Below are 12691 nucleotides of genomic sequence, written 5' to 3'. Positions count from 1 at the left end.
TCCCATGACACACGCATTGATCGAACTGTCTGACCTGGGCTTCAACTGGCCCGGTCACCCCCAGTTGCTGGACATCCCCGCGTTCCGCCTGGAAGCGGGGGAAACCCTGTTTCTCAAGGGCCCGAGCGGCAGTGGCAAAACCACGCTGCTGGGCCTGCTCGGCGGCGTGCAGACACCCAACCAGGGCAGCATCCGCCTGCTCGGCCAGGAGCTGACCGAGCTGTCGGCCGGCGCCCGCGACCGCTTCCGCGTCGACCACACCGGCTACATCTTCCAGCAGTTCAACCTGCTGCCATTCCTGTCGGTGCGCGAGAACGTCGAGCTGCCCTGCCACTTTTCCAAGTTGCGTGCACAGCGGGCGAAACAGCGCCACGGCAGTGTCGACCAAGCCGCCGCTGCTTTACTTGCGCACCTTGGGTTGAAAGACAAAAACCTGCTGGGTCGCCGCGCCGACTCGCTGTCCATCGGCCAGCAACAACGCGTCGCCGCCGCCCGTGCGTTGATCGGCCAGCCGGAGCTGGTGATCGCGGACGAGCCCACTTCGGCTCTGGACTACGACGCCCGCGAAGCCTTCCTACAGCTGTTGTTCGCCGAATGCCGCGAAGCCGGCGCCAGCCTGCTGTTTGTCAGCCATGACCAGAGCCTGGCTTCGCTGTTCGACCGCAACCTGTCGCTGGCCGAACTCAATCGCGCCGCCACGCCCGCAGAGGTTTGAGATGTATCTGTTCCGTCTAGCCATGGCCAGCCTGGCTAACCGCCGCTTTACCGCGATCCTCACCGCGTTCGCCATCGCGCTTTCAGTCTGCTTGTTGCTCGCGGTGGAACGTGTGCGCGTTGAAGCGCGCAACAGTTTCGCCAGCACTATCAGCGGCACCGACTTGATCGTCGGTGCGCGCTCCGGCTCGGTGAACCTGCTGCTGTACTCGGTGTTCCGCATCGGCAACGCCACCAACAACATCCGCTGGGACAGCTTCGAACATTTCGCCGCCAGCCCCCAGGTGAAGTGGGCGATCCCGATTTCCCTCGGTGACTCCCATCGCGGCTACCGCGTGATGGGCACCAACGACGCCTACTTCGAGCACTACCAATACGGCCGCAAGCAAAACCTTGAACTGGCCAGCGGCCGCGCCTTCGCCATCGACCCGTTTGAAGTGGTGCTCGGTGCCGAAGTGGCTGACGCGCTGCATTACAAACTTGGCGACAAACTGGTGCTGGCCCATGGCGTGGCGGTGGTCAGCCTGGTGAAACACGATGACAAACCCTTCACCGTGGTCGGCATTCTCAAGCGCACCGGCACGCCGGTAGACCGCACGTTGCACATCAGCCTCGGCGGCATGGAGGCGATCCATATCGACTGGCACAACGGCGTACCGGCCCAAGGCAAAGGCCGCATCAGTGCCGACCAGGCGCGCAACATGGACCTCACGCCGCAGGCTATCACCGCGTTCATGCTCGGCCTGAACAACAAGATTTCCACGTTTGCCCTGCAGCGCGAGATCAACGAATTCCGTGGAGAACCGATGCTGGCGATCCTGCCCGGCGTGGCGCTGCAAGAGTTGTGGAGCATGATGGGCACTGCCGAGAAGGCGCTGTTCGTGATCTCGCTGTTCGTGGTGCTCACAGGCTTGATCGGCATGCTCACGGCGATCCTTACCAGCCTCAACGAGCGCCGCCGCGAAATGGCAATTTTGCGCTCGGTGGGTGCGCGGCCGTGGCATATCGCAACGTTGCTGATCTTCGAGGCCTTCGCCCTGGCACTGTCCGGCGTAATCGCCGGGGTGGGTTTACTGTATGTGTGCATCGCCGCCTCGCGCGGGTATCTGCAGGCCAATTACGGCCTGGACCTGCCGATGGCCTGGCCGAGCGAATATGAATGGACGCTGCTCGCCGGTATCCTGGCCGCCGCGCTGTTGATGGGCAGCGTGCCCGCGTGGCGCGCCTATCGGCAATCCCTGGCCGATGGCCTGTCCATACGTTTATGAGGAAGGTTGCGATGCGTCGTGCGCTGTTTGCGTTGTTGCTGCTGGTGGCAGTTCCCACCTGGGCGGAAGATCAGCCCAAGGATTTGTCCTGGCAGGAGATGATCCCGCCTGACGCGCCGCCGGAAATCCCCAACATGAAACCGCTGCACGACTTGTCGAACATGGCCGATGCGTTAGCGGTCGAGGCAGCGCCAGCGGCCAAGCAAGACTTGCCCAACGCCCCAGTGGTGCAAAGCCTCGACGGCCAGCACATCCGCTTGCCGGGCTACATCGTGCCGCTGGAAGTCAGTGAGGAAGGCCGCACGACGGAGTTCTTGCTGGTGCCGTATTTCGGCGCGTGCATCCATGTGCCGCCGCCACCCTCGAACCAGATCGTGCATGTCAAAAGCGAAATCGGTGTGAAGCTCGATGAGCTGTACCAGCCGTACTGGATCGAAGGCGCGATGCAGGTCAAACCGTCCACCAGCGAACTGGCCGACGCCGGTTACCAGATGGACGCTGAGAAAATTTATATGTACGAGCTGCCCGAATAGCGCTGATCGCCCTTTCATTGAGCTGAGTCAAAAGACCGGACGGAACGATCTTTACCATTGGACGTACAACTTTTAAACGTCCTTTGGAGCTCCCATGAACAAGTCTCTGCTTGGCGCGTCCCTCTTCGCGCTCGCCCTCGTCGCCCCCGTTGCACACGCTCACGAAGCGGGCGACATTCTGGTGCGCGCCGGTGCAATCACCGTGAACCCGAAGGCGGACAGCGGCCACGTCAAAGTTGACCAGGGCCCATTGGCCGGCGCCAACCTGGGCGGCAAGGCGACCATGAGCAGCGATACCCAACTGGGCCTGAACTTCGCCTACATGCTGACCAACCACGTCGGTATCGAACTGCTGGCCGCCACGCCGTTCGAGCATGATGTGAAGATCAAGAACACCGCCCTCGGCGCCGCGAACGGCAAGCTCGGCACCCTGAAACACCTGCCGCCGACCCTGAGCATCGTGTACTACCCGTTGGACAACAAGTCGGCCTTCCAGCCGTACGTCGGCGCCGGTATCAACTACACCTGGATTTACGACGAACACGTTGGCAGCCGTGCCCAAGGCGCAGGCTTCAGCAACTTCAAGGCCGAAAACTCCTGGGGCTGGGCCGCGCAGATCGGTGCGGACTACATGATCAACGACAAGTGGATGATCAACGCCCAGGCGCGCTACATCGACATCAGCACCAAGGCAACTGTGGACAACAACGCCCTGGGCCAAGGCACTCGCGCCAAGGTCAATGTGGACGTGGACCCGATGGTTTACATGGTGGGTATCGGCTACAAGTTCTAACTAGGCGCCAATAAACGCAGCCAACCAAACATGTGGGAGCCGGCTTGTGTGGGAGCTGGCTTGCCTGCGATAGCATCGCCTCGATGCAATGGATAGACCGAGGCGACTGCATCGCGGGCAAGCCCGGCTCCCACACAAGCCGGCTCCCACATTGGTTTTGTGCGCGCGATCAGCCGTGACGGTAGAACCGATCCAGCAATGCCGGCAACCCCGCCCGCCATGCCCGTGGCTTGATGCCGAAGGTGTGAAGGATTTTCTTGCAGGCGAGCACCGCGTGTTGCGGTTCTTCGCTCGCATCCGGCCGGGCCGCGTGGGCCTGGGCGGTAGGGGATTCGATCGCCAGCGGATGGTAGTTGCGCGCTTCAGTGAGAATCGCCTGGCCCAGTGCCAACGGTGTAGTCGCCTCTTGGCCGGCGTAGTGATAAGTGCCCCACAGCGGTGCCGCGCAATCGAGCTGCTTGAGCACCGAGATAATCACCCGCGCCGCATCGTCCACCGGCGTGGGGTTGCCGCGACGGTCGTCGGCCATCAGCAATTCATCCGGTTTCTCCGCCCGGGCCAGGAAGCGCCCCAAGGTACCGTCGACACTGTCATCCAACAGCCAGCCAAACCGCAACAGCACATGTTGCGGGCAGGTGGCGCGCACGCTCTGCTCGATGCGCCACAACGCCTGGCCGCGCAGGCCCAGGGGCACCGGCTCGTCCTTTTCGCTGTAGGCGGTGGCGCGGGAGCCATCGAACACGCGGTAGCTGGACGGTTGCAACAGGGTGATGTTGTGGTGCTGGCACAACTCGGCCAGGCGCTCGATGGCAAATTCCTGGGCAGCCAGGCGGGTTTCGCTGACCGCTTCGGCCTGGAACCAGTCGAAATAGTAGGCGAGGTTGATCAACGCATCGGGACGGGTGTCGTCGAGCAATTGGGTGAGGCTCGCGGCATCCCAGCCGTCTTGGGGCGGTTTGGGTGCGAGGAAACCGATGTCTTCCTCTGCACCGAGGCGAATCAGCGCCTGCCCGAGGGCATTCCCGCCGCCCAGTAACATAAGGCGCATTCGCATAGATTGAGCAGGCCCGGTCTGTTTGGAACGAAGGTTTTCTGGTCTTGGCCAGAATCGTTGCATTTTGCGGGTTTGTAGCGCAACCGTCACGGATTAACTATCTTCGCGCCAGCCTCGGTAGGTTCATGCTCAAGGGCCATCCGCGCAGGCACCATGACCTGCTGTGGATAAGTCTGCGCGAAATGCACCTGGTCACAGTTATCCACAAGCTTTTTCAGGCGCTGGTTGAATGCACGGCTTACTGCATACTGCCCGCCTGACACCGTGCGGAACTGCGCCGTGAGCACCACGCCGTTGAGGTCCATCTTGTCGACGCCGAATACCTCCAGCGGACCTTGCAAGTTGTACTTGAGGAAAACGTCGTCACGGATCGACTGCCCTGCCTCGCGGATCAGTTCGACCGCCCTGTCCACATCCGTGTCGTAAGTGAACTGTACCGAGAAAAACGCATAGGCAAATTGCCGCGACTGGTTGGTGACCGCCTTGATCTGCCCGAACGGCACCGAGTGCACAAAACCCTTGCCATCGCGCAGGCGCAGAGTGCGGATGGTCAGGCCTTCGACGGTGCCGGCGTGGCCGGAGTCGAGTACCACCCAATCGCCAATGGACAGGGTGTCTTCAATAATGATGAACAGCCCGGTGATTACATCCTGCACCAATTGCTGCGAGCCAAAACCAATGGCCAGGCCGACCACGCCGGCACCGGCCAGCAGCGGTGCGACGTTGATGCCGAGGTTGGCCATGGTGGTGATTGCGCAGATCACCACCAGGATGATCTTCACCGCATTGCGCAGCAGCGGCAGGATGGTTTTCACCCGCGTGCTCGGTTGGCGACTGGAGCGTTTGTTGACCGGCGGTTTCAGCGCTTCCTGGATCGCCGTGTCGAGCACCACCCAGAACAGCCACGTCATCAGCAGGATCAGGCCGATGCTGCTGAGAGAATCGCTGATGGCCCGGCCCACCGAGTTGCGCTGGGCGAACTCGAACAGCGACACGCCCCAGATCCGCCCGAGAATTTCGATAAACGCGATGGCCATGACAATGCGCAGGATCGCGTGCAACAGGCTGAGGAAGCGTTCCTTGTACGCACTGCTGCGCTGGATCGCCACTTGGCTGCGGGACTTGAACAAGTGTTGCAGCACCGTGCTGAGGAACACCGTGCCGATCAGCAGGATCGTGGTGAACAGCGCGCAGCGCAAGACTTTCTGGTTGTCGTCACCAGCACCGATCAGGTTGATCGCCGACACCAGCACCATCAACAGGATCGGCCAATACCACAGGCCGGAAAATATCCGCAGCGATTGTTGCAACGCCGGGTGTTTGAGGCGCTGGGCCAGGGGTCGATTGCGGATCAGATGGGCGACCGGACGACGCAGGCGGATCACCAGCATGCCGAAAATCACCGCCGCAAACAGCCCGGTAAACACGGCAATGCTGCTGGTGATATTGCCGCCCAGCTGACGGGCGATTTGCGGGCTGGTCAGCGCATCGCTGAGGGCGGCGAGGAAGCCGATCAGGAACAGCGGTTTGGGGCAGTAGTCGCGAATAATCTGCACCGCCGGGCGTTTGTGGCCGACATTGAACATGACAATGACGCACAACAGCATCGAGGTGGAAAAGATACCGCTACTGGTGGCGTAGGCAAAACACAGCGCCAGCGCACGACCTACAGAGGTGGGCAGAAAGTGGCTGACATACAGCGTCAGCGGCAGACAGATAAGCGCGGGAATCGTATAGGGAATCACATACCCGAGCACCGCCAGCAGACGTTTGCGCCGCTCGAAGAACGAGCGACGGCCCAGGCGCTGTACGATAAATCGCCCCAGCAGCGTCATCGCCACAAAAGCGCCAACCCACACGCCGGACAGCAGCAGGAAATCCCCCGCCACGCTCCAGGGTGAGCGCGCAGCGGTCTGGTTGACCAGCCGCCCGACCTCGTCGGCGGCTCGGTCCGCGCGCAGGCGCCATTCATCGATCAGATTCTGATTGAGGTCGAGCTTTTGCTGTACATCATCAATGCTGGAACTGATTGCCCCCAGCAGCCCGCCCTCCACCAGCAATTCCGGCTTGGCCGGCGCTTCAGGTTCCGGCGCGGTGGCCGCCGCTTGCAGTGCGCCACTGCCACAAAACAGCAGTGCGCCGAGCAGTAATGCGGTCTTTAGATTCAGCAAAACACCGATCTCCTTCAGAAGGGTCTGTAAGGAACTGACGGGTTTGCGCGTTGATCGTTCCCCTTCAGCGGCATCATTGTGCCGTCTGTAGGACGTTGGAAACTTTCAGCCAAAAATCAGAGTCAGCCATAAACGGGGGCCAGGCCCCCACTTCTTTCACAGGAGCAATCATGGCTGCGATTCCCGACTGGGTGCCCATCACCCCCAGCGTCGCCATCACTCGCTTCACGGTGCTGACGGTCAATATCCACAAGGGTTTTACCGCCCTGAATCGACGTTTCATCCTGCCCGAGCTGCGTGAAGCGGTGCGCAGCGTGGGCGCGGATATGGTGTTTTTGCAGGAAATCCACGGCACCCACGAACGCCATCCACAGCGCTTCAGCGACTGGCCGAACATGCCGCAGTACGAATTCCTCGCCGACAGTATTTGGCCGCAGTTCGCCTACGGCCGCAACGCGGTCTACCCCCACGGTGACCACGGCAACGCGCTGTTGTCGAAATTCCAGATCGTGCGCTACGACAACCTCGATATCTCCCAAAGCGGCCATGAAAACCGTGGCCTGCTGCATTGCGTGCTGCGCCTGCCGGGCACCGGCCAGGAGATCCATGCGATCTGTATCCACCTCGGCTTGCGCGAGGTGCACCGCCAGCAGCAACTGCGCTTGATCGAGCAGCGCATCAGCGAGATCCCAGCCGACGCGCCGCTGGTGGTGGCCGGTGATTTCAACGATTGGCGCCAGAAGGCCAACCTGAGCAAGGCCGGTTTGAAGGAAGTGTTTATTGAATCCATGGGCAAACCCGCACGCACCTTCCCGGCGCGCCTGCCGTTGCTGCCGCTGGACCGGATTTATGTGCGCAATCTGAAGGTGCATAACCCTAGGGTGCTAACGACGCGGCCTTGGTCGCACCTGTCCGACCATGTGCCGCTGTCAGTGGAGGTCGAGCTATGAACGTGGCCGTGGAACATATCTCCACCGACCAGCCGCCGGACGAAGCCAAGGCCCGCGACCTAGACTACGGCTGGCAGCGTGGCAACCAGGTTGAGTTACTGGAGAATGGCGAGGCGTATTTTCCCAAGGTGTTCGAAGCCCTGCGCGCGGCCCGCCGGGAAATTCTGTTGGAGACCTTCATTCTTTTCGAAGACAAGGTGGGCCATGAGCTGCATGGCATCCTGATCGAGGCCGCGCAGCGTGGAGTCAAGGTGGTGGTGAGCCTCGATGGCTTTGGCTGCGGCGAACTGAGCCCGTCATTTCTGGGCGAGTTGGCGGACGCCGGCGTGACGGTGCAGATGTTTGACCCGGCGTCCAAGACCCTGGGCTTTCGCACCAACTGGTTTCGTCGCCTGCACCGCAAGATTGTGGTGGTGGATGCGGAGGTGGCGTTTATCGGCGGGATCAACTTTTCCGCCGATCACCTGGGAGATTTCGGCCCCGAAGCCAAGCAGGACTACGCGGTGCAGGTGGTAGGCCCGGCGGTGACGGACTTGCATCATTTCGCCCTGGCGCAAAGTGGCCGCCAGGTGCGTACGCGTCGCGGTTGGCGGCGTCGCCAGCAGCGGCCTTCGTTATGGTCCACAGACGAGGGTGATGGCCTGGTGCGCCTGATTTACCGGGACAACGTGCAGCATCGCGATGACATTGAAGAAGCCTACATCCACGCGCTGAGCAAGGCGCAAACACGCGCGGTGATCGCCAACGCCTACTTCTTCCCCGGCTACCGCTTGCTGCGGGAAATCCGCAATGCCGCGCGCCGTGGCGTGCAGGTGCAACTGATCATGCAAGGCCAGCCCGATGTGCTACTGGCCAAGCTGGCGGCGCGGATGCTCTACGACTATCTGCTCAAGGACGGCGTAGTGATCCACGAATACTGCCAGCGCCCGCTGCACGGCAAAGTCGCGTTGGTGGATGACGAATGGAGCACCGTGGGTTCGAGCAACCTGGACCCGTTGAGCCTGTCGCTGAACCTGGAAGCCAATGTGTTGATTCGTGACCGCGCGTTCAATCAACAACTTTACGAACGCCTGGAAACACTCGCCAAAGACCATTGCCAGACCATGCCGGAGAACCGCAAGCCGCGCCTGTGGCTGTGGCGGTTGACCGTGGGTTTCCTGGTGTTTCATGTAATGCGCCACTTCCCGGCCTTGACGGGATGGTTGCCGGCGCACAAGCCACGGTTGAAACCCATCGAGAGCCAGGCCAATGACCGCTGAATCCCGATTCAAGCGCTGGAAGAAACCGCTGACCATCGTCTTCTTCCTGATGCTGATCGTGCTGTTCACCCTGCTCGCTCGGCGTATCGATTGGAGCGAAGTGGTGCAGACCCTGGGCGACTTCAAGGTGCGCACACTGGTGATCGCAGGCGCGCTGACGCTGTGCAGTTTTCTGGTGTATGCCAGCTTCGACTTGATCGGCCGCACCTACATTCGCCAGAACCTGGTGTGGAAGCAGATCCTGCCAGTGGGCATCATCAGCTACGCGTTCAACCTCAACCTGAGCGCGTGGGTCGGCGGCATCGCCATGCGTTATCGGCTGTATTCGCGCTTGGGCGTGAGCACCGGCAATATCGCCAAGATCCTCGGCCTGAGCCTGGCCACCAATTGGTTTGGCTACATGGCGATTGCCGGGGTGGTGTTCAGCAGCGGTTTGGTGACTATGCCGCCGGGGTGGAAGGTCAGCACCACGGCCTTACAGGGCATTGGCGCGTTGTTGGTACTGGCCAGCCTGGGTTATCTGGTGGCCTGCCAGTTTTCGAAGAAACGTGCGTGGACGATTCGCGGCATGGAAATCAACCTGCCGTCGGTGCGCATGGCGTGCTTGCAGTTGCTGCTGGGCGCGTTGAATTGGTCGCTGATGGCGGCGGTGATTTTTACCCTGTTGCCAGCCAAACTGGACTATCCGCTGGTGCTGGGCGTGTTGTTGATCAGCGCGATTGCCGGAGTGCTCACCCACATTCCGGCCGGGCTGGGCGTGCTGGAGGCGGTGTTTATTGCGTTGTTGCAGCACGAGGCGTCGCGGGGCAGTTTGCTTGCCGGGTTGATTGCGTATCGGGCGATTTACTTCATCTTGCCGCTGCTGATCGCGCTAGTGATGTACCTGGGCGTAGAGGCCAAGGCGAAGGCGTTGCGGGTGAAGAAGACACCCGCCTGAACGCTTTACCGGGACTGGATGATGCTCAACCGCTCGCCCACCACCATCTCGGTGATCCAGTCCACCAGGATTGAGGTGTAAGCCTGCTGGGACACTGGGTCGCTGAGGGAATGGTCGGCGCCGTCGATGATTCGGTGGGTCAGGGAGTGGGTCTGCTGGCACGCCGCGCGGTAGCTCATGATGGTGGCATGGGGCACGTGGTCATCGGTTTCCGATTCGACGATCAGCACATCACCGGTAAACGCCGAACACGCGTGCAAGGCGCGATTGGTTTCGGCGTGGACCAACGTGCTGCGGTAATCCATCAGGTCCATCTTGTCCAAGTCACGCTTGGGCTTGAGCCATTCGTCATCCCGATACAGCGCCGGCACGCGCAGTGCCAGCCAGCGCACCGGGCGCAATGAGGTGAGAATCGCCGCGAGGTAGCCGCCGTAACTGGTACCCACCACTGCCACTGCCGAGGTGTCGATGGCCGGGTGGGACAGCAGTCGGTCATAGGCCGCCAGCAGGTCGCGCAGGTTGTCTTCGCGGGTGACGCGGGACAATGGAATACCGGTGCCGGCGTGCCCGCGCAGATCGAAGGTCAGGCATACACAGCCCAAGCCGGCGATGCCTTTGGCCCGCTCGAGGTCTCGCTCCTGACTGCCGCCCCAGCCGTGCACAAACAACACGCCGGGGACTTTGGATTTGGGGCTCAGGAAGGTGCCGCTCATCTGTTCGTCGTCGATATCGATCGCAATGCTTTCACTTCTAGCCGTCATAAGAGGTAACCGTCACGTACTTGAGAAGAAACTCGCTGCTTTCCGCCGGGCCGCGATACACCTCGATGGCATTGGCCGGCAGCGGTTGGTCCACATAGGTTTCCACCGAGGACACATGGATCGCACGCAGGCCAGGGTTGTTGATAAAACTTTGCAGCGCTGCGACTTCCGCGCTGCTGGCCCCGCCCATGCGCCAGGATTGTTCGAGCACGCCGCTGCGGCGTTGGCCATTACTGTCCAGGCCTTGCGCGATGTCGTAATTACGCCGCGAGGCATAAAAGCCGGGGTAGGCCTCATCGGCGGCCGTGTCGAACACCTGGGCTTGTTCGATGGCTTCGCGTACGTCGTCGGCCAGTTCGAGTTGCAACAGGTCTTCGTAATAGCCGGGCACGACCAGCAGGTTGGAACCACCGTAGACCTCTTCGCCCTGCCCGTCTTTCGTCAGGTATTGCTCGCCGCAGTAGCTGAACACGTGGTCGCCGATAAAACTTTGGCCAACGCTGTGAGTGACCACATCGTGCAGGTCCTGCTCCAGAACAACCCCTTCGTTGAAGAGTTTTGCGGCCTCGGATCGCGCCAGCACGGCCTCGAATTCATCCAGGCTGTGGATAACTTCCTGGCCTCGGCCCGCGCAGGCGTGCACGGGTTTCAAGCGGATGGGGCCGCTGTGGAGCAAGCGTGTGGCGGCGAGCCGCGCGTCTTCCAGTGCGAAGACGCTCAAGCCGTCCAGCACGACATTGCGTACACGCTCGCAGAACAACGCCGACCAACCTTCCGGCGCTTTAGCGTCAGGGCCGAGCAAGCCATGACTGATGGCTTTGGTGCAAATAAAGTCGTGGTCGACGTAACCGCCCCACAAATCCTCCGGGCCTTTGATATTCAGCGCTCGCGCCTGGGCCTGACCGACCAGGGTTTGTGTGGGCAGCAGGTACAGCGCCCGCCCCGCGTGCAGATCATGGTCGTAGCTGCCGCCGAATTTGAGCCCGAGAATCTGCGCCAACCAGCGCGCCAGGGCGCGGTTGGTTTCGACCTCATGTAGCGGCGCTCCCTCACGTGTGGAGTGAGCTACCACCAGCTTCTTGCGTTGAGTCGGGGTCATGCGTCCCCCTTGGCCATCCCGCCATGTGTGTAGACGGAACGTTGCAGAGATCAAGCCAAGGCGCGTTCGCACGGGATTGCATTCAAATCAACCAGTTGCCGAAAAACCGATGGCAGTTGGCCTGTTTTATTCTGCACGACGACGCGTTAACGCGGCGGCGTTCTGCACGATTCACACGCCGAAACGGCTGCGGTAGTCGCTGGGCGAAAGGCCGGTGATCTTCTTGAAGGTGGCGCGAAAGGCACCGGGGTCCTGGTAACCCACGGTCCATGCGATATGGTCGATGGTGCCGTTGGTAAACTCCAGCATCTGCCGCGCCTTGCCCACCCGCAAGTGCTGACAGTACTCGGTGGGTTTCAAGCCCGTCGCGTTGCGAAAGCGCCGCAGGAAAGTGCGCTCTTCCAAACCCGCTTCCTGGGCCATTGCCGTAAGGGAAACATCCACCGCGCCACTGGCTTGAAGCCAGTGCTGAACCCTGAGGATGGCCGCGTCGCCGTGGCCGAGTATCGGCGCGAAGTTGCTGCCGCATTGGCTGGCGCTGTCACTGTGCTCGATCACCAGGAAACGCGCGGTATCGGCCGCGATGCTCGGGCCCATCAGGCGATCGACCAGGCGCAGGCCGAGTTCGGACCAGGCCATCAAGCCGGCGGTGGTGATCAGGTCGCCATCATCAACGATGGGCTTATCCGCCTCCAGGCGCACCGCCGGGTAACGGGCCGCGAAGGATTTGGCGGAAGACCAGTGCGTCGTGGCACTGCGTCCGTCGAGCAACCCGCTGCGCGCCAGCATGATCGAGCCAATGCACACACCGCCCAGTACCGTGCCCGCCGCGTGTTGCTGACGGATCCATTCCAGCAGCGCGGGCGGCGCCTGGTCTTCGGTGAATTCACCAATCGACGGCGGCACCAATACGGCCATCATCGGCTGGTCAGGGCCGGGATGGCTGCTGAATACGCGCGCCGGTTTGCCGGTAACATCCACCTGCCAATGGCTGACCCGCAGCAACGGCAATTGCGCGGACTGATGCTCGGCGGCGATTCGGTTAGCCACGCCGAACAAGTCGGTCAAGCCATGCACGGCCGCCAACTGCGCACCTTGGTAGATCAACACGCCCAGCTCGACAACCGCCATTGTCAGTTTTCCCCCTGTTAT

At 61.5% G+C, this 12691-nt stretch carries 12 protein-coding genes; 7 read left to right on the top strand and 5 right to left on the bottom strand.

The annotated features are described in order from the left end of the window. Positions 1-4: 4 nt before the first annotated feature. The 4 genes from WH299_RS19365 to WH299_RS19350 all read left to right on the top strand — a co-directional run bounded on the left by WH299_RS19365 (position 5) and on the right by WH299_RS19350 (position 3308). Positions 5-715: an ABC transporter ATP-binding protein gene (locus tag WH299_RS19365; protein ID WP_339551025.1), complete on the top strand. Its 711-nt coding sequence runs from the start codon at positions 5-7 to the stop codon at positions 713-715. 1 nt (position 716) lies between these two features. Continuing rightward, entirely contained in the window at positions 717-1982 is a 1266-nt protein-coding gene (locus WH299_RS19360; protein WP_123475803.1) for an ABC transporter permease, read from the top strand. 11 nt (positions 1983-1993) lie between these two features. Continuing rightward, positions 1994-2515: a DUF3299 domain-containing protein gene (locus WH299_RS19355; RefSeq protein ID WP_068937051.1), complete on the top strand. Its 522-nt coding sequence runs from the start codon at positions 1994-1996 to the stop codon at positions 2513-2515. Positions 2516-2609: 94 nt separating this feature from the next. Further along, positions 2610-3308, top strand: coding sequence for an OmpW/AlkL family protein (locus WH299_RS19350; protein WP_028618118.1), 699 nt, complete (start codon positions 2610-2612; stop codon positions 3306-3308). A 169-nt stretch (positions 3309-3477) separates the two neighbouring features. On the opposite strand, the gene WH299_RS19345 is transcribed toward WH299_RS19350, so the two are convergent. Beyond that, positions 3478-4362 carry a sugar nucleotide-binding protein gene (locus WH299_RS19345; protein WP_122727795.1) on the bottom strand — a complete coding sequence of 295 codons (885 nt, stop codon included), beginning with the start codon at positions 4360-4362 and terminating at the stop codon, positions 3478-3480. An 86-nt stretch (positions 4363-4448) separates the two neighbouring features. Next, complete coding sequence (locus tag WH299_RS19340; RefSeq protein ID WP_339551024.1) at positions 4449-6533, bottom strand: mechanosensitive ion channel family protein; 2085 nt, start codon at positions 6531-6533, stop codon at positions 4449-4451. 170 nt (positions 6534-6703) lie between these two features. On the opposite strand from WH299_RS19340, the gene WH299_RS19335 reads away from it, so the two are divergent. From WH299_RS19335 to WH299_RS19325, 3 genes are read left to right on the top strand one after another with little or no spacing between them, the layout of a single operon-like run. After that, positions 6704-7483 (top strand): endonuclease/exonuclease/phosphatase family protein, encoded by a 780-nt coding sequence (locus tag WH299_RS19335; protein ID WP_123475809.1) that lies wholly within the window; start codon positions 6704-6706, stop codon positions 7481-7483. Next, positions 7480-8742 (top strand): cardiolipin synthase ClsB, encoded by a 1263-nt coding sequence (clsB, locus tag WH299_RS19330; protein WP_122727789.1) that lies wholly within the window; start codon positions 7480-7482, stop codon positions 8740-8742. The genes WH299_RS19335 and clsB overlap by 4 nt, the downstream gene beginning before the upstream one ends. After that, positions 8732-9679, top strand: coding sequence for a lysylphosphatidylglycerol synthase domain-containing protein (locus tag WH299_RS19325; RefSeq protein WP_028618123.1), 948 nt, complete (start codon positions 8732-8734; stop codon positions 9677-9679). Before clsB ends, WH299_RS19325 begins: the two co-directional genes overlap by 11 nt. A 5-nt stretch (positions 9680-9684) precedes the next feature. Here WH299_RS19325 and WH299_RS19320 read toward each other — a convergent pair whose 3' ends face one another. From WH299_RS19320 to WH299_RS19310, 3 genes are all read right to left on the bottom strand, one after another. Beyond that, positions 9685-10440, bottom strand: coding sequence for an alpha/beta hydrolase family protein (locus tag WH299_RS19320; protein WP_122727787.1), 756 nt, complete (start codon positions 10438-10440; stop codon positions 9685-9687). After that, the gene (locus WH299_RS19315) at positions 10430-11539 is read right to left on the bottom strand and encodes a DUF3182 family protein (protein WP_339551023.1); all 1110 of its coding nucleotides are present in this window, start codon (positions 11537-11539) and stop codon (positions 10430-10432) included. The genes WH299_RS19320 and WH299_RS19315 overlap by 11 nt, the downstream gene beginning before the upstream one ends. Before the next feature lie 171 nt (positions 11540-11710). Beyond that, complete coding sequence (locus WH299_RS19310; RefSeq protein ID WP_122683521.1) at positions 11711-12670, bottom strand: GlxA family transcriptional regulator; 960 nt, start codon at positions 12668-12670, stop codon at positions 11711-11713. Positions 12671-12691 lie beyond the last annotated feature (21 nt).

Source organism: Pseudomonas sp. MYb541, from assembly GCF_037479595.1.
Classification (GTDB): Bacteria; Pseudomonadota; Gammaproteobacteria; order Pseudomonadales; family Pseudomonadaceae; genus Aquipseudomonas; species Aquipseudomonas canadensis.
This window is presented reverse-complemented; position numbering and strand designations above follow the sequence as displayed.